General features: G+C 71.3%; 16 protein-coding genes. 6 read left to right on the top strand and 10 right to left on the bottom strand.

Features of this window, described 5'->3' with window-relative positions; translation table 11 throughout:
- Nucleotides 1-19: 19 nt before the first annotated feature.
- Together REH65_RS31990 and REH65_RS31985 are read right to left on the bottom strand one after the other, a co-directional pair.
- On the bottom strand, nucleotides 20-1,384 hold the full coding sequence (locus tag REH65_RS31990) for an alpha/beta hydrolase family protein (protein ID WP_406690459.1): 1,365 nt from the start codon (nucleotides 1,382-1,384) through the stop codon (nucleotides 20-22).
- A gap of 23 nt (nucleotides 1,385-1,407) precedes the next feature.
- A complete protein-coding gene (locus tag REH65_RS31985; protein ID WP_406690458.1) occupies nucleotides 1,408-2,277 on the bottom strand; it encodes an amidohydrolase family protein in 870 nt (289 codons plus the stop codon).
- 105 nt (nucleotides 2,278-2,382) lie between these two features.
- On the opposite strand from REH65_RS31985, the gene REH65_RS31980 reads away from it, so the two are divergent.
- A complete protein-coding gene (locus REH65_RS31980; RefSeq protein ID WP_406690457.1) occupies nucleotides 2,383-3,210 on the top strand; it encodes a PaaX family transcriptional regulator C-terminal domain-containing protein in 828 nt (275 codons plus the stop codon).
- A 225-nt stretch (nucleotides 3,211-3,435) separates the two neighbouring features.
- A complete protein-coding gene (locus tag REH65_RS31975) occupies nucleotides 3,436-4,041 on the top strand; it encodes a class I SAM-dependent methyltransferase (protein WP_406690456.1) in 606 nt (201 codons plus the stop codon).
- Here REH65_RS31975 and REH65_RS31970 read toward each other — a convergent pair.
- Genes REH65_RS31970 through REH65_RS31960 form a run of 3 tightly spaced genes read right to left on the bottom strand, consistent with a single transcriptional unit; the run spans nucleotide 4,028 to nucleotide 7,442 of the window.
- Entirely contained in the window at nucleotides 4,028-5,221 is a 1,194-nt protein-coding gene (locus REH65_RS31970) for a CaiB/BaiF CoA transferase family protein (protein ID WP_406690455.1), read from the bottom strand. The two genes, REH65_RS31975 and REH65_RS31970, sit on opposite strands and share 14 nt — an antisense overlap.
- Nucleotides 5,218-6,324 carry an acyl-CoA dehydrogenase family protein gene (locus tag REH65_RS31965; protein ID WP_406690454.1) on the bottom strand — a complete coding sequence of 369 codons (1,107 nt, stop codon included), beginning with the start codon at nucleotides 6,322-6,324 and terminating at the stop codon, nucleotides 5,218-5,220. Before REH65_RS31965 ends, REH65_RS31970 begins: the two co-directional genes overlap by 4 nt.
- Nucleotides 6,324-7,442, bottom strand: a complete 1,119-nt coding sequence (locus REH65_RS31960; RefSeq protein ID WP_406690453.1) for an acyl-CoA dehydrogenase family protein — start codon at nucleotides 7,440-7,442, stop codon at nucleotides 6,324-6,326. Before REH65_RS31960 ends, REH65_RS31965 begins: the two co-directional genes overlap by 1 nt.
- Before the next feature lie 143 nt (nucleotides 7,443-7,585).
- On the opposite strand from REH65_RS31960, the gene REH65_RS31955 reads away from it, so the two are divergent.
- Nucleotides 7,586-8,386, top strand: coding sequence for a crotonase/enoyl-CoA hydratase family protein (locus tag REH65_RS31955; RefSeq protein ID WP_406690452.1), 801 nt, complete (start codon nucleotides 7,586-7,588; stop codon nucleotides 8,384-8,386).
- A 10-nt stretch (nucleotides 8,387-8,396) separates the two neighbouring features.
- Here REH65_RS31955 and REH65_RS31950 read toward each other — a convergent pair whose 3' ends face one another.
- On the bottom strand, nucleotides 8,397-9,584 hold the full coding sequence (locus REH65_RS31950; protein WP_406690451.1) for an NADH:flavin oxidoreductase: 1,188 nt from the start codon (nucleotides 9,582-9,584) through the stop codon (nucleotides 8,397-8,399).
- 116 nt (nucleotides 9,585-9,700) lie between these two features.
- Here REH65_RS31950 and REH65_RS31945 point away from each other — a divergent pair, with 116 nt between their 5' ends.
- Nucleotides 9,701-10,294, top strand: a complete 594-nt coding sequence (locus tag REH65_RS31945) for a TetR/AcrR family transcriptional regulator (protein ID WP_406690450.1) — start codon at nucleotides 9,701-9,703, stop codon at nucleotides 10,292-10,294.
- A 173-nt stretch (nucleotides 10,295-10,467) separates the two neighbouring features.
- Nucleotides 10,468-11,124, top strand: a complete 657-nt coding sequence (locus REH65_RS31940) for a GntR family transcriptional regulator (protein ID WP_406693275.1) — start codon at nucleotides 10,468-10,470, stop codon at nucleotides 11,122-11,124.
- An 87-nt stretch (nucleotides 11,125-11,211) separates the two neighbouring features.
- On the opposite strand, the gene REH65_RS31935 is transcribed toward REH65_RS31940, so the two are convergent.
- Entirely contained in the window at nucleotides 11,212-12,375 is a 1,164-nt protein-coding gene (locus tag REH65_RS31935) for an NAD(P)/FAD-dependent oxidoreductase (RefSeq protein ID WP_406690449.1), read from the bottom strand.
- The gene (locus REH65_RS31930) at nucleotides 12,375-12,722 is read right to left on the bottom strand and encodes a bifunctional 3-phenylpropionate/cinnamic acid dioxygenase ferredoxin subunit (protein WP_281456407.1); all 348 of its coding nucleotides are present in this window, start codon (nucleotides 12,720-12,722) and stop codon (nucleotides 12,375-12,377) included. The genes REH65_RS31935 and REH65_RS31930 overlap by 1 nt, the downstream gene beginning before the upstream one ends.
- A gap of 376 nt (nucleotides 12,723-13,098) precedes the next feature.
- Between REH65_RS31930 and REH65_RS31925 the strand changes: the two genes are divergently transcribed.
- Entirely contained in the window at nucleotides 13,099-14,481 is a 1,383-nt protein-coding gene (locus REH65_RS31925; protein ID WP_406690448.1) for an MFS transporter, read from the top strand.
- A 58-nt stretch (nucleotides 14,482-14,539) separates the two neighbouring features.
- On the opposite strand, the gene REH65_RS31920 is transcribed toward REH65_RS31925, so the two are convergent.
- Entirely contained in the window at nucleotides 14,540-15,703 is a 1,164-nt protein-coding gene (locus REH65_RS31920; RefSeq protein ID WP_406690447.1) for an aromatic ring-hydroxylating dioxygenase subunit alpha, read from the bottom strand.
- A 43-nt stretch (nucleotides 15,704-15,746) separates the two neighbouring features.
- Nucleotides 15,747-16,580, bottom strand: coding sequence for a formyltetrahydrofolate deformylase (gene purU / locus REH65_RS31915; RefSeq protein ID WP_281456404.1), 834 nt, complete (start codon nucleotides 16,578-16,580; stop codon nucleotides 15,747-15,749).
- Nucleotides 16,581-16,588 lie beyond the last annotated feature (8 nt).

Raw genomic sequence — 16,588 nt, 5'->3', positions numbered from 1 at the left:
CCACATCGGATGGTCCGGATCACTCGGCTAGGTCGTACGGGCGCGGGTAGGGGGAGGGGCGGAAGCGGACGTAGGAGTGATCGCCGCCGGGCTGTTCGACCTCGGCCGCGGCGTTGAGCGCGGCCGGACCGGTGCCCTGCCAACGTCCGGTGTCGAGCCGGGTTTCCACGGCGTGCAGGGCGGCGAGCTGCTCGCCGGGGGTGAAGGTGCAGTGCCCGGGCCGGTCGACGAACGCCTGACGCAGCTCCTCGGTGGTGCCCGCCTCCTCGACGGCATCGCGGTGCGCGCTGGCGACCTGCACGGGCACGAGGCCGTCGCCGGTGGTGTGGATGTCGAGCTGCGGCGCGCTCAACCGACCGGTGAAGGCCACGTTGCGCGTCATGTAGTCCACGGCGCCGGGATCGGCGTCGATGCGCGGCGCCGTGGCCAGCGCGTTCAGGTCGTCGTTCAGCGACAGCCCCGCCGACTCGTACAGGGCGGCGACCTCGGGGGCGAACGGCGAGTCGGCGAGCATCCGGGCGTAGTCGACGCCGGTGTTCCACGACATGTTCCCGCCCGCGCGGGATTCGGCCTCCTGCCGCCACTCCATCGCCGTGGCCGGGAACCGGGCCATCACCTCGTACTGGTTGCGCTGCTGCGCCTCCCAGTCGCGGTCGCCGGGTTCGGGCTGGGCGGGGTCGTTGTGGCCGGGGATGTTGTGCAGGGCTGCGGCCAGGGCGATCCGGGCCCGCCCCTGCGGGGTGGTCTGCGCCCGGTCGACGACGCCGGTCATCTCGGTGGCGGCCGCGGAGGCCTCCTGCTCGTCGGCGAAATCGACCAGCGGGTAGCCGGACCCGGGCGCCAGCAGGGTTTTCACCGCGTAGGCGGGGTCGAGCGTGCTGTTCCAGTTAGCGACGCCGCCGTGCACCAGCCCGCACATCGACAGCGTCGCGTCGACGCGGTCGGCGTGGCGCTCGGCGATGGTCGTGGTGACCAGGCCGCCGTAGGACTGGCCCCAGGCGATCGTGCGGTCTGCCGACCCGAAGCGGGCGGTGAACTCGTCGAGCGTGGCCAGCTGGTCGGGCACGGCCTGCTCGACCGCCCACCCGGTGGCGGCGTAGGAGGATCCGATGAGGGCGTAGCCCTCGCGCAGCGCGATCGCGGCGGCCTCGTCGCTGGGCGCGTTCTCGGCGGGGTTGGGCTGGCCCGCGGCCTGGTAGCCGTGGCTGAACAGCAGGACCGTGCCGTTCCAGTCCTCCGGCACGTCCATCACCCAGGTCGCACCGCTGGCGAGCGCGCCCTCGACGTGGGCGGGCCCCTCGGTCGCGAACGCGGGTGCGGACGCGGCCAGCAGCGCGGCCGCGATCAGGTACGCGAGACGTCCGCTTCTGCGCGCGGTGATCATGCGAAACCTCCCTCGCCTGGGGCTCATCCGAGTCCGAGCAGGCGGACGGCGTTGTCCTTGAGGATCTTCGGGCGCACGTGCGGTTTGATCTCGAGCCTCTCGAAGTCGGACAGCCACCGGTCCGGGGTGATCACCGGGTAGTCGGAGCCGAACAGGACCTTGTCCTGCAGCAAGGAGTTGGCGTAGTGCACCAGCTGCGGCGGGAAGTACTTCGGAGACCAGCCGGACAGGTCGATGTGGACGTGGGGCTTGTGGGTGGCCACGGCCAGCGCCTCGTCCTGCCACGGGAACGACGGGTGCGCCAGGATGATCCGCAGATCGGGGAAGTCCGCGGCGACGTCGTCGACGAGCATCGGGTTGGCGTACTTCAGCCGGATGCCGCCGCCTCCCGGCACGCCGGCGCCGATGCCGGTCTGGCCGGTGTGGAACAGCGCGGGCACGCCGAGCTCTTCGATCGCCTCGTACAGCGGGTAGGCCATCGGGTCGTTCGGCGAGAACGCCTGGATGCTCGGGTGGAACTTGAATCCGCGCACGCCGTGCTCGGCGACCAGCCGCCGCGCCTCCCGCACACCGGCCTTGCCCTTCCACGGATCGATGCTGGCGAACGGGATGAGAACGTCGGCGTGTTCGGCGCAGCTCTGCGCGACCTCCTCGTTGGCGATGCGGGGGTGCCCCGTGGCGTGCTCGGCATCGACGGTGAACACCACCGCCGCCATCCTGCGCTGCCGGTAGTGGTCGGCCATCTCGGCGATGCCGGGCTGCCGGTGGCCTTCGGCCTTGAAGTACTTCTCCGACGCCCCGAACAGCTCCGGACTCAGCGACAGGTGGCCGTCCCGGGAGATCTCCGCGTGGGTGTGCACGTCGATCGCGACCAGTTCGTCCACGTTCTGCATCGAGAGCCCCTCGGTGGGTGAGCGTGCCGACCCGGCAAAACGTACGGCGTCATGGTGACGGCCGTCAACGTTGTGCCCAATATTGGAGCGACTACGCTGGTCATCGTGACCTCCGCCGACGACGCGCTGACCTACTCGGCCCGACCGCAGTCGCTCATGCTGAGCTTCCTGGGGCTGCACGTGCTCGGGCGCGACTCGGCCGCGTACTCGGGCAGCATCATCGACGTCTTCGGCCGGATCGAGATCTCCGAGGAGGCGGTGCGCTCGACGCTGAGCCGGATGGTCCACCGCGGCCTGCTCACCCGCCACCGGCGGGGCCGTCGCGTCTACTTCGGACTCACCGAGCACGCCGAGCAGGTCCTCGAAGACGGCGAGCGGCGGATCTGGGACACCGGCGCGGTCAACCGCGACTGGGACGGGACCTGGACGCTGGTCGCCTTCTCGCTGCCCGACACCCGGCGCAGCGACCGGCACGACCTGCGCTCCCAGCTGATCTGGGCCGGGTTCGGCCTGCTGCAGAACGGGCTGTGGATCGCGCCCGGAGCTCAGGACGTCACCGCGATCGTCGACGAGCTCGGGCTCAACGACAACGTCACCGCGTTCACCGCGCAGCAGAGCAAGCCCACCGAGTCGGCCGACCTCGTCCGCAAGGCCTTCGACCTCGACGCCATCGCCGCCCGCTACCGCGCGTTCCTCACCCGGTGGGACAGCCCCGACCCGCTGCCCTCGGCGCCCGACGACCTCGCCCGCCAGCTCGTGCTGCACACCGACTGGCTGCAGCTGGTCCGCCAGGACCCGCACCTGCCCGCCGACCTGCTCGACGCCGACTGGCCCGCCATCCGCGCCGAGAACCTGTTCCGGCACCTCGCCCACCACTACCACGCCACCACGGCCGACCTGGCGGAACGGACCATCGACCAGATCGAGCTCTGAGCCCGTCGAGGCGCTGTTGCGGCATGCGGCGGAGCCGCATCCTCTTCCACCACCCGAGCAATTGGCACCGGCGCGGGTTCTGAGCGCCTTCGTGGGGACGCCGCGTATTGGCACACTCAAGGAGCGGCGCACGGAGTCCACGGAGGCGCTCAGGTTCCGCCGCCCGCACCGCTGAGCAAGAGGACCGCTCAACAGGCCTTATCGTGCGCAGCGCACAATGGGGGCATGGTCGAGCAGAGCATCTGGATGCAGAAGGTGGCCGCGGATCCGGGACACTCCTCCTGGTACATCAACAGGATGCGCGGCCTGGCCGAGGCGGGCACCGACCTCGCCGGGGAGGCCCGGATGATCGACGCGATGGCCGAGCGCGGGTCCCGCGTCCTCGACGCCGGGTGCGGCCCGGGCCGGGTCGGCGGCTGGCTGGCCTCGGTGGGCCACGACGTCGTCGGCGTCGACGTCGACCCGGCGCTGATCGAGGCGGCGAAGGAGGACCACCCGGGGCCGCGCTGGGTCGTCGGCGACCTCGCCGAACTCGACCTGGCCGCGCACGGCATCACCGAGCCGTTCGACCTGATCGTGTGCGCCGGGAACGTGATGACGTTCCTCGCGCCCAGCACCCGCGGCGCGGTGCTCGAGCGGTTCCGCGAGCACCTGTCCCCCGAGGGCCGGGTGGCGGTCGGCTTCGGCACCGGCCGGGGCTACGAGCCCGACGAGTTCTTCGCCGACGTCGAGAAGGCCGGGCTGCGGACCGACCTGGCGCTGAGCACCTGGGACCTGCGCCCGTTCCGCGAGGACTCCGACTTCATCGTCGCCGTGCTCAGCGCTGGCTGAGCGCACGGGAGTCGAGCAGCCGCTGCACGTCGTCGTCCGGAATCCCGGCCTCCGCCAGCACTTCCCGGGAGTGCTGGCCCAGCAGCGGGGCCGGGCGGGGCGGCGGCGCGGGCTCGCCGAAGTCGACCGGCCTGCGCGCGAGCCGCACCGGGCCCACGCCCGGCTGCTCGACGGTCTGGAAGAAACCGGTGGCGCTCAGGTGCGGGTCGGTGAACAGGTCCTCGACGTCGTGGACGGGGCCGTGCGGGATGTCGGCGCGCTCGAACGCCTCGCTCCACTCCGCCGAGGTGCGGGTGACCATCTCCTCGGCCAGCAGCGCGTAGAGCTCGTCGATGTGGCTGGTGCGCGCACCGATGTCGCGGAACCGCGGGTCCTCGGCCAGCTCCGGGCGGCCGATGAGGTCGAAGAACACCGTCCAGTGCTTGTCGGCGTACATCATCACCGCCAGGTGCCCGTCCTTGGTGGCGTACGGCCTGCGGTGCGGTGAATCGGTCCTCGGGTAGCCGGTGGGACCCGACGGCGGGTCGGTGAGCCACCCGCCCTGGCGGTCCAGGAGCATGAACGAGGCCATCCCCTCGAACATCGGCACCTCCACCGAGCGCCCCCGGCCGTCGGCCTCCTTCGCGCGCAGCGCCGCGCAGGTGGCCGCGGCGCCGTAGAGGCCGAGGATCTTGTCCGAGGCCGCCGAGCGCCAGTACTCGGGTTCACCGCCGGCCGCGCCCTGGGCCGCGGCGATGCCGGAGGCCGCCTGGATCACGTCGTCGTAGGCGGGCCGGTCGGCGTGCGGCCCGTCCTTCCCGTAGCCCCGGAACGCGCACAGCACCAGACCCGGGTTGATCTCGCGCAGCTCATCCCAGGTCAGGCCCAGGCGCGCCGCCGCGGGCGGGCGGATGTTGTGCAGCAGCACGTCGGCGCCGCGCACCAGGGCGCGCAGCACCTCGCGGGTCTCGGGGCTCTTCAGGTCGATCGCCACCGAGCGCTTGCCCCGGTTGGCGTTGACGAAGATCGGGCCGACGCCGTTGCCGGTGACGTCGCCGATGCCGCGCACCTGGTCGCCGCGCAGCGGCTCGACCTTGATCACGTCCGCGCCCCACTCGGCGAGCACCTGCGCGGCGTAGGGGCCCATGAACACCGTGGACAGGTCGAGCACCCGCACTCCGGCGAGCAGGTCGCCGCTCATCGGTGACCTCCCGGGATCGGCGGGTGCTCGGCGGGGGCGCCGAGCACCACGTCCCACAGCGGTCCGCTCCCGCCGAGGAAGCGGTCCCAGTCGCGGGTGGTGCCGAACTCGCCGCGCCAGTCCAGCGCGGGCAGCGTGACCAGCTGCAACGGGTGTTCCCGGGTGGTGCCGATGGCGCCGTGGACCTGGTGGGCGTTGCGCACGACGACCGAGGCGGCGTGCCCGGCGCAGGACCGCGCCGCGGCGACCTTCGTCGCCGACGCCGGACCGGCCAGGTCGGTCTCGGCGGCGTCGAGCACGGCGACGTCCACCGCCGCCCGCGCCAGCGCGGCCTCGGCAGCGGCGTCGGCCACCAGGTGCTGCACCGCCTGGAACTTCGCCAGCGGCCGCCCGAACTGCACCCGGGTCCGCGCGTGCTCCACGCACAGCTCCACGGCCCGGTCCAGCGCCCCCACCACCTGCACGGCCCGGGCCAGAGCCGCCCTGAGAACCAGCCGATCCACCACCTCACCCCCGACGACGGCATCCCCGTCGACAGCTTCCACCTCGAACAGATCCCCACGCGGCACTCCCGAGTGGGTAACCCGACCACTCCCGTTTTCCGGGACCCGATTGCTCCCGTTTTCCGATTCCCGAATACGGGCGTTTTCCGGGACCTGATCGCGGGCGAAATCCGGGGTTCGGACGGACCACGTGCCGTCGGGGCGGGGGATGACGAGGACTGCGGGGACGTGGCCGAGCCAGGGCACGGATCGGGCGGTTCCGTCGGGGTCGACGAGGGCGATGGTGAGCGGGGTCGTCGGGTCCGCGGCCGGGATTCCGGCAGCGCCGAGGAGCCAGTGGGCGAGCAGGTCGCTCTCGGCGAACGGGAGGTGGCGGGCCGCCGCCGCGCTCTCGGTCAGCAGCGCGGCGGCCTCCGGCCACCCGCCGCCGGAACCTCCGCGGTCCTCGGGGGCGGTCAGAGCGGTGAAGCCGAGGTCGCTCAGCTTCGCCCACAGCTCGGCGTCGAACCCGACACCGGTCTCGGCCTGGTCGAGGCGCTCGGTGATCTCGCCCGCGAGGACGTCGCGCAGCACCTCGCGCAGGTCGTGGTCCGTGCTCATCAGCGCATCCCCAATCCGCGTGCGATGACACCGCGCAGGATCTCGTTCGTCCCGCCCCGCAAGGTGAATCCCGGCCGCTGCTGCACGGCCCGCCGGGTCAGTCCGGCGACGTCGTCGGCGGCGCCGGTCGGCATGTCCAGGTCGGCGATGTCGGCGATGTCGCCTTCCAGCGTCGTGCCGAGCACCTTCACCAGCGCGGCGGGCACGTCGGCGCGCTCGCCGCGCTGCAGGGCCGCCGCGACCGACAGCGACATCTGGTGCAACCCGGCGAGCCTGCCGGTGATCCGCCCGGCCTCGGCCGGATCCAGGCTGTTCACCAGCGATTTCGCGAGCTGGTAGGTGGACAGGAACCGCTCCGGCCCGGACCGCTCGAACGACAGCTCCGAGGTGACCTGCTGCCACCCGGCCCCGATCTCGCCGACCACGTGATCGTCGGCGACGAACACGCCGTCGAGGTGCACCTCGTTGAAGTGGTGCGTGCCGTTGGCCGAGATCACCGGCCGGACCGTCAGCCCCGGCGAGTCCAGCCGCACCAGCAGCTGGCTCAGGCCGCCGTGCCGGTCCTCGCCCGGCGGCGAGGTGCGGACCAGGACGATGAAGGCGTCGGCCACGTGCGCGCCGGAGGTCCACAGCTTCGTGCCGCGCACCCGCCACCCGCCGTCGTCCCGCTCGGCGCGGGTGCGGACGCTGGCCAGGTCCGAGCCCGAATCCGGTTCGCTCATCCCGATCGCGAAGAACGCCTCCCCCGCCACGATGCGCGGCAGGTAGGTGCGCTTGAGGTCCTCGCTGCCGAAGCGCAGCAGGTTCGGCGCGACCTGCCGATCGGCGATCCAGTGCGCGGCGACCGGCGCCCCGGCGGCGAGCAGCTCCTCGGTGACCACGAACCGCTCCAGGAACGTCCGGCCGTGCCCGCCGTACTCGACCGGCACCGTCATCCCGAGCCAGCCGCGCCGGGCCAGCGCGCGGGTGAACTCCAGGTCCCAGCCGCTGAGCCAGCTGTCGACGGTCGGCGTGAAGCCGCCCGAGGTGACCTGCTCGGCGAGGAACTCCCGCACCTGCCTGCGCAACGACAGCAGTGCGGCGTCCTCCTGGACCGGTGGCGGCATCAGCGACGGCATCGATCACTCCTGTGCTTCCGACGGTGCCTCCCACGTAACCGGTACGCACGTTCCCGGTCAACGGACCTTCCTGATGACCGGGACGCGTCCGCGCACGTAGGGTGTCGCCGAACCGTGCCCGCACGCTGGGAGGAATGCCACTCATGTCCGATGTGCTGCTGGTCGAGCGCGCCGATCACGTGGAGACCTGGACGATCAACCTGCCCGACCAGCGCAACCCGATCTCCGGCGCGGACGTGATCGAGGCGTTCGAGACCCACGCCCGCCGCGTCCAGCAGGACCTCGACGTGCGGTGCGTGGTGCTCACCGGCGCGGGCAAGGCGTTCTCCGCGGGCGGCAACGTCAACGACATGCGGGAGAAGGCCGGGATGTTCAGCGGCAGCCCGTGGGAGATGCGCAACGGCTACCGCGACGGCATCCAGCGCATCCCGCTGGCCCTGTCCGAGTGCGAGGTCCCGATGGTCGCCGCGGTCAACGGCCCCGCCGTCGGCGCCGGATGCGACCTGGCCATGATGTGCGACCTGCGCGTGGCCTCCACCAACGCCTGGTTCGCCGAGTCCTTCGTCCAGCTCGGCATCATCCCCGGCGACGGCGGCGCCTGGTTCCTCACCCAGGCCATCGGCCCGCAGAAGGCGGCCGAGATGGCCCTCACCGGCGACCGGGTCGACGCCCGGAAGGCCCTGGACTGGGGCATGGTCGCCCACGTCACCGAACCCGAGGACCTCCTTGACGAAGCCCGCGCCCTCGCGGCCCGAGTCGCCAAGAACCCGCCTCACGCCACCCGCATGGCCAAGCGCCTCCTCAAGGAGTCCCGCACCAACGACCTCCGCCACGTCCTCGAACTCTCCGCCACCATGCAGGCCCTCTCCCACCACACCGAGGACCACGCCGAAGCCATGGACGCCGTCCTGAACAAGCGCTCCGCGACCTACCGAGGCCGCTGAAACCCCGGTTTCAGGAGGGGGTTTCCGGGTCCAGGACGCAGCGGGATCCGGTGAAGATGGTGACCATGCAGCGGTTGTTGTGGTTGCAGAGGGAGCGGGTCGAGGAGTCGGCGGCGATGCGGTTGATGAGGTCCGGTTCTCGGAGGAGAGCTCGGGCCATCGCCACGAACTCGAAGCCCTCGTGCATGGCCGTCTCCATGACCTGCCGGTTCGTGACCCCGCCGAGGAGGATCATGGGGAGGTCGACCGCGGCGCGGATCTGGCGGGCGTCGTCGAGGAGATAGCCGTCCTGGTAGGGGTATTCGCGGAGGAACCTGCTGCCGACGAGTTTGACGCCGGTGCGGATCGGTTCGCGCATCACCTGGGCGAACTCGCGGACCGGGGCGTCGCCCTTGAACAGGTACATCGGGTTGAGCAGGGAACTGCCGGCGGTCATCTCCAGCGCGTCTACCGTGCCCTCGGCCTCCAGCCACTGCGCGACGGTGATCGCCTCGTCGAGCCAGAACCCGCCCGGCACACCGTCATCCATGTTGAGCTTGGCCAGGATCGCGATCCGGTCCCCCACGGCCTCCCGGACCGCGCGCATGACCCGCAGCGCGAGCCGGGCGCGGTTGGCGAGGTCACCGCCGTAGTCGTCGGTGCGCTTGTTGAGCTTCGGGCTCAGGAACGAGCTGGTGAGGTAGTTGTGCCCCAAGTGGACTTCCACCGCGTCGAAACCCGTTGCCACCGCCATCTTCGCGGCCTCGCCGTGCGCGCGCACGACCCGGTCGATGTCGGCGAGGGTGGCCGGTTTGACCTGCCGCAGCGACTGCAGGCTCAGCGACCGGCTCGGGCCGAGCGCGCGCAGCTTGGTCTTGGTCGAGTCCGCGACCGGACCGGCGTGGCCGACCTGCGCGGAGATCGCCGCGCCCTCGGCGTGCACGGCCTCGGTCAGCCGCCGCAGCCCCGGGACCGCCTCGTCGCGCCACACGATCTGATGGCCGTCGGTGCGCCCCTCGGGCGCCACGGCGCAGTAGGCGACGGTGGTCATGCCGACTCCCCCGGCGGCGTGCCGGACGTGGAAGTCGATGAGCTCGTCGGTGACCAGGCCCCGCCGCGCGCGCTTCTCGTAGGTCGCGGCCTTGAGGATCCGGTTGCGCAGCCGCACCGGGCCGAGCTTCGCAGGGGCGAGGACGTCGGGAACGGCCTTGTCGCGCATCGCATTCTCCTCCCGCGGCGTTGCGCGGGCTGACGCTACCAGAGTTTTGGCGCACTTAGCCAAAATTCCTCGGCCAGTGCGGTTGACCAGCACCGGGATCGACTAGGCTCGGGCGCGTGACCCACAGCGACGCCCCCGCGCCGCAGCGCGGGCGCCCGACCGTGCTCGACCGCGCCGCCATCGCCACCGCCACGTTCCAGCTCTGGAGCCGACGCGGCTACGCCGCCGTCGGGTGGAAGGAGATCTCCGAGGCCACCGGCGTCAGCGTCCGCACGCTGGTCCGCCACTTCGCGCGCAAGTCCGACATCGCCTGGGTCGGCGTGCCGACCGCCACCCGACGACTGCGCGAAGCGCTGGCGGAGATGCCCCAGGACGTGCCGGTCGACGAGGCCGTCCGCCGCGGGGTCGTCGCGTCCATGTCGGACGATCCGATGTCCCCGGCCGGCCCGGACTGGATCCGCCTGGTGTGCTCCGAACCCGAGCTCGCCGGCACCGCCCCCACCGCCTACCGGCCGTGGATCGACGAACTCGCCGACTTCATCGCCCGCCGCGTCCCGGGCATCACCCCGGCCGCGGCTACGGCCCTGGCCAGCGGCTACCAGGCCGCGACCTTCGCGGCCCTCGTCGCCTGGAGCGAGACCGCCTCCCACGACCGCGCCGCCACGGCGGCCGAGGAGGCCCTCGGCTGGCTGTCCATCCGGGGTGCGTGACCATCTCGCGGGAATCGCCGAATCGCGGTGTCGAGCACCGTAAAATCACAATTCAAAATGATTTCACCGCACGATCCAAATCATTTGAATGAACCGACCCCGCTTTCTGCTATACTACTGATGTACCAGAATTCGATGCGCCAGAACTGCGTTCTGTTGAGGTCGAGGCGATGATGACTGCGAGCGAGGAGCACCCGGCCCCGTCCATGGCCGAGAAGGCCTACCTGGCGATCCGGGACCGGCTGATCATGCTGGACATCCCACCGATGACCGCCATCGACGACGCGGCGCTGGCCCGCTCGCTCGACATCGGCCGCACGCCCGTGCGCGAGGCGCTCAAGCGGCTGGAGATCGACCGGCTGGTCGTGTCCTACCCGCGTCGCGGCACGTTCGCCACGGCCGTGGACATCACCGACCTCGCCTACATCTCCGACATCCGGATGAACCTGGAGCCGCTGGCCGCGCGACGGGCCGCCGAGGTCGCCGGTGAAGCGGAGCTGGAGGAGATCGGCGAGCTCGTCGACCACCTCGACGGCCTGGACTTCCGGTCGATGGAGCGCGACGAGATCATGCGCTGGGACCTGCACGTGCACCGCACGATCTACCACGCGGCGGGCAACCCGCACCTCGAGGACACCCTGATCCGCTACGACAACCTCGCCACCCGGATCTTCTGCGTCTTCCTCGACCGCATGCAGGACTTCGACAGCCACGTCATGGAGCACTCGGCCCTGCTGCGCGCCATCGCCTCGGAGAAGCCCGACAAGGCGGAGCAGCTGGCCAGGGAGCACGTCCTCAACTTCGACAAGGCGATGCGCTCCCTGGTCTGAGAGCTGTCGGAGCACCACAGCGCCTCGGGGGTGCGGGCCGAGTCCCACGCCTGAAGCAGCGGCTACCGCCGCACCCCCGGCGACCTCCTACAAGCGCTTCGCCAGCTTGCGGCGCCATTGTCCGAAGGGGCGGGCCCGATCCACCGCGAGGACGCCGACGGGCTCTTCGGCGGCGTCGAGGTAGAGGGCCAGGAAGTCGCCGGACTCCGGGTCGCCCTCCTCGATCTGGACCGTGCAGTCGTCGGTGCGGTGACCGGCGAACTGGATCTTGTGCCCGTACTGATCGGACCAGAAGTAGGGCACCGCGTGGTGCGCGGGCGCGGAGTGCTCCCGGCCGAGCAGCGCCGCGGCCGCCGCAGCGGGTTGCTGCAAGGCGTTGGTCCAGTGCTCCAGCCGCATCGGGCGCGCGGTGTAGTCGCGGTAGGAGTGGGCGCAGTCGCCCGCCGCCACGACCTCCGGCAGCGCGGTCCGGCCGTCGGCGTCGGTGCGCACGCCGTGGTCGACGTCGAGCCCCGACCCGGCCAGCCACTCGGTGTTGGGTTCCGCGCCGATGCCGACCACGACGACGTCGGCGGGCAGCTCGCGCCCGTCGGTGAGCTTCACGCCGCTCACCCGCGACTCGCCGATCAGCTCGGCGATGCCCGCCAGCGGGTGCACCCGGACGCCGTTGCGGGCGTGCAGGCGTCCGCAGATCTCGCCCATCTCGGGACCGAGCGCGCGCCGCAGCGGCACCGGCCCGTTGTCGACGACGTCGACCTCGCAGCCGAGACCGACGGCGGTCGAGGCGACCTCGGCCCCGATGAAGCCGGCGCCGACGATCACCACGCGCGCCCCGGGAACCAGCTCGGCGCGCAGCGCGAGCGCGTCGTCGAGGCTGCGCAGCACGTGCACCCCGGCCAGGTCGCCGCCGGGCAGGGAGCGCGCCCGCGCGCCGGTGGCCAGCACGACGCCGTCGGTGCCGATGCGGGTGCCGTCGGACAGCACGACGGCGCGATCGGTGGTGTCCAGCGCGCTCGCGAGGTGCCCGAGCCGCCAGTCCACCTCCAGCGCGTCGTCGTCGGAGTCGGTGAGCCGGATGTCGTCCTCGCTCGCGGTCCCGGCGAGGAACTCCTTGGACAGCGGCGGGCGGTCGTAGGGTGCGTGCACCTCGTCGCCGACGGCCGTGATCCGGCCGTCGAAGCCCTGCTCGCGCAGCGCGCGGATCGCCGACAGACCGGCCAGCGAGGCGCCGACCACGGTGATGTGCCGCATCAGACGACCTCCTCCGCGGGCGCCCCCTGGGCGGGAGCCTCGACGCGCGTGGTCTCGTGGACGTAGATGACGCCGTCCTCGACGGTCACCGCGTGCGTGCGGACGGGCTTCTTGGCGGGCGGACCGCTGGGCATACCGGTCTTGAGGTCGAAACAGGCCGCGTGCAGCGGACATTCGACGGCGCAGCCTTCGAGCCAGCCGTCGGACAACGACGCGTCCTGGTGCGAGCAGGTGTCGTCGATGGCGTAGAGCTCGCCGTCGACGTTGAACACCGCGATCGCCACGTCGCCGTGCACGCGAACCGACTCCCCCGGCGGCAGGTCGACCAGCTCACCAACCAAGATCATGACGCCTCCTGTTGCAGATAGCGGAACACCGCGTGCTATGCGCAACAACAGGATGGGGGTCCGCGGCCCGCTCGTCAATGGGGAAATCCGGACGGAAACATGCGGTTTTCCCAGGTGGAAGCCGATGGGCACACCTCATCGCGGGACCGCGGACAACAGCGTCGCGACCCCGGGGACGGACCAGCGGAGGGGTTGAGGCCTTGATTCGGCGATGCCGAGGGTTTACCTTCTCGCCAACAGATATATCAGTAGTCGATCGCGGTCACAACCGCGACGCCGCCACGAGGACTCGCGGCCCCCAGCGCTGCGTCGCACCCGGGAGAGCCCCATGACCGATCGCCCCAGACGGCCTCGGCGAGGCCTGAGACCGCCTGTCGTGCAAGAGGAACGCACGGTCCACCGGGCGGTCGCAGCGGCCTCCGTGGGCAACGTCGCCGAGTGGTACGACTTCGGCATCTACTCCTACCTGGCGGCCGGCGTGCTCGACCAGGTGTTCTTCCCCGCCTTCGGCCCGTGGTCCGCGGTCTACACGCTCGGCGCCTTCGCCGCCGCGTTCGTGATGCGCCCGCTCGGCGGGTTCGTCTTCGGACGCCTCGGCGACCGCTACGGGCGCACCAAGGTGCTCTCGGCGACCGTGCTCATGATGGCCGGCGCCACCGTGCTGCTCGGCCTCGTCCCCGGCCACGGCGCCATCGGGCTGCTGGCCCCGCTGCTGGTGCTGCTCGTGCGGATGCTGCAGGGCTTCTCCGCCGGCGGCGAGTACACCGGCGCGCTGACGCTCATCGCCGAGTACGCGCCGGACCGGCGGCGCGGGTTCTTCGGCAGCTGGCTGGAGTTCAGCACGCTCACCGGCTACGCCCTCGGCGCGGGCACCTGCGGCGCCGTCATCGCGCTGCTGCCCACCTCCGACCTCCTCGCCTGGGGCTGGCGGATCCCGTTCATGCTGGCCCTGCCGCTGGGGATCGTGGGGCTCTACCTGCGGATCCGGCTGGAGGACACCCCGGCGTTCCGGCAGCTCATGGAGCGCTCCCCCGTGCTGGCCACGATGTCGGCGCGACGCGCCGTGCAGATCGTGCGCCGCCACTACCGCACGCCCGCGCTGGTCGCGGCCGGGATCGTCGTGGCCTGGAACGTCACCAACTACGTGCTCACCAACTACGCGCCGACCTACCTGACCAGCACCCTGCAGCGGCACGGCGAGGTCGCCACGTCCGGCGCCGTGGCCACCGGGATGCAGGTCGCGGTCATGCTGGTGATGCTGTGCGCCATCGTCGGCGTGGGCAGGCTCAGCGACCGCATCGGCCGCAAACCCGTGCTCATGACCGGCAGCGTCGGACTGGTGCTGCTGGGACTGCCCGCGGTGTGGCTGCTGCGCGAGGGCGCGGCGGGCCAGCTGCTGGGGCTGCTCATCATCGGTCTGTGCCTGATGTGCTTCGCGGCCGTCTCGCCGTCCACGCTGCCCGCGCTGTTCCCGACGATGATCCGCTACAGCAGCCTCGCGGTGATCTTCAACCTCTCGGTGTCCCTGTTCGCCGGTACCGCGCCGACCATCATCGAGGCCGCGGTGACGGCGACCGGCAACCTGGACTGGCCCGGCTACTACCTCATCGGCGCCGGGGTCATCGGCATCGCCGCCACGCACTTCCTGCGCGAGCACGCCGGCAAGCCCCTGGACGGGGCCGCCCCGCTGACCTCCAGCGCCGAGCTGCCGCCTCCCCCGCTGTCCGACGACGGCGTGCCGCTGGAACTCCCCCGCTGAGCACGAGAACGAGGGCCCCGCACCTGGATCAGGTGCGGGGCCCTCGTCGTGGGTGCGGTCAGCCGGTGCGCTCGCGGACCCAGTCGTGGAACTCGGCGATGTGGTGCTCGCTGGGCACCAGCACGCCGCCGGAGGCGTAGGAGCGGGAGTCCATCGCCAGCTGGCAGCGCTCGCAGGCGTCGAAGTCCTGCTGGTTGACGCGGTGGAACAGCTCCACCGAGCGGTCGATGTCGGCGCCCGAATCGACCACCTCCGGCAGGTACAGCCAGTCGCAGCGCACCAGCGTCCGGTCGGGGGCGAGCGGGAACATGCGGTGGAACACCACGTGGTCGGGAACCAGGTTGATGAACACCTGCGGGCGGACCGTGATCGCGTAGTACCGGCGGTCCTGCTCCTCGCTCACGCCCGGCAGCTTGGCCAGACCGGCCGAGCCGTCGACGGTGAAGCCCTCGACGTCCTCGCCGAACTCGGCGCCGTGCCCGACGAAGTACTGCGCGGCCAGCCCGTCGGCGAACTCCGGCAGCACCTCGGTGAGCTCCGGGTGGATCGTCGCGCAGTGGTAGCACTCCATGAAGTTCTCGACGATCTGCTTCCAGTTCGCCTTCACGTCGTACTCGATGCGCCTGCCCAGCTTCAGGTCCGCGACCTGGTAGCCCACGATCGCGTCCGGGGTGCCGAGCCGCTCGGTGACGTCGCCGATGACGGTGTCCTCGAACGACGGCGGTTCCTCGGCCAGGCACAGCCACACGTAGCCGAGCCATTCGCGCACGTGGACGCGGTGCAGGCCGTACTGGGTGCGGTCCACGTCGTCCATCGCGTTGAGGTTCGGCGCGGCGATCAGGTCGCCGTCGAAGGAGTAGGTCCAGGCGTGGTACGGGCACTGGAAGGAGCGGCGCGCCTCGCCGGACTCCTCGGTGCACAGCCGCGCGCCGCGATGCCGGCACACGTTGAGGTGCGCGCGGATCTCGCCGGAGCGGTTGCGGGTGACCAGCACGCTCTCGCGGCCGATCTGGACGGTCTCGAACTTGCCGGGCTTGTCGAGGTCGGCGCTGAGAACCGCGCAGAACCAGCCGGTCTCGAAGATCGTCGCCTGCTCCAGGCGGAAGATCCCCTCGTCGGTGTAGTAGTGCCCGGGCAGCGTTTCGCGCAGGCTCTCGGGCAGGGCGTTCCGGGTCAGCTCGGGCTCGGACAGGTCGGTGGTCGGGAGCTCACCGGTGGTCATCGTTTCTCCTCGGCGCAGGGGTTCAGGGGCGCAGGAAGCGGTTTCAGGGGAAGACGACGGTGCTGGTGCCGTTGAGCAGCACGCGGTGCTCGCAGTACCAGCGCACCGCCCGCGACAGGGCGAGCGCTTCAGCGTCGCGACCGACGGTCTGCAGGGCCTTGGGGTCGTGGGTGTGGTCGATCCGGATGACCTCCTGCTCGATGATCGGCCCCTCGTCCAGGTCGGGGGTGACGTAGTGGGCGGTGGCGCCGACGAGCTTGACGCCCCGGTCGTAGGCCTGGTGGTAGGGCTTGGCGCCCTTGAAACCGGGCAGGAACGAGTGGTGGATGTTGATCGCCCGGCCGTGCAGCGCCTTGCAGGTCTGGTCGGAGAGCACCTGCATGTAGCGGGCGAGCACGACCAGGTCCGCGGCGTGGTCGTCGACCAGCCGCAGCAGCTGCGCCTCGGCCTCCGGCTTGGTCTCCGCGGTGACCGGCACGTGGTGGAACGGCAGGCCCGCGGCCTCGGCCATCGGCCGTAGGTCCTCGTGGTTGGAGACCACGGCGACGATCTCGGCGCCCAGCGCGCCCGCCCGCCAGCGGTAGATCAGGTCGTTGAGGCAGTGGCCGAGCTTGGAGACCATCACCAGCACGCGCGCGGGGCGGTCCGGGTGGAAGGCGTAGTCCATCTCGAAATCGGTTGCCACCGAGGCGAACTCGCGAGACAGGTGGTCGGTGTCCTCGCCGGTGGCCTGCACCCGCAGGAACAGGCGGCCGCGCACCGGGTCGTCGAACTGCCGGTACTCACCGATGTCGCAGCCGTGGGTGAACAGGAACGAGCTGACGGCCTGGACGATGCCGGTGCGGTTGGGGCAGCTCAGGGTGAGGGTGAACGTCACGGGATTCT

Origin of the sequence: Saccharopolyspora sp. ID03-671 (assembly GCF_045278815.1) — a bacterium.
Lineage (GTDB): Bacteria > Actinomycetota > Actinomycetes > Mycobacteriales > Pseudonocardiaceae > Saccharopolyspora > Saccharopolyspora ipomoeae.
Note: the sequence above shows the minus strand (reverse complement) of the source record. Positions and strands in the feature narration are given on the sequence as shown.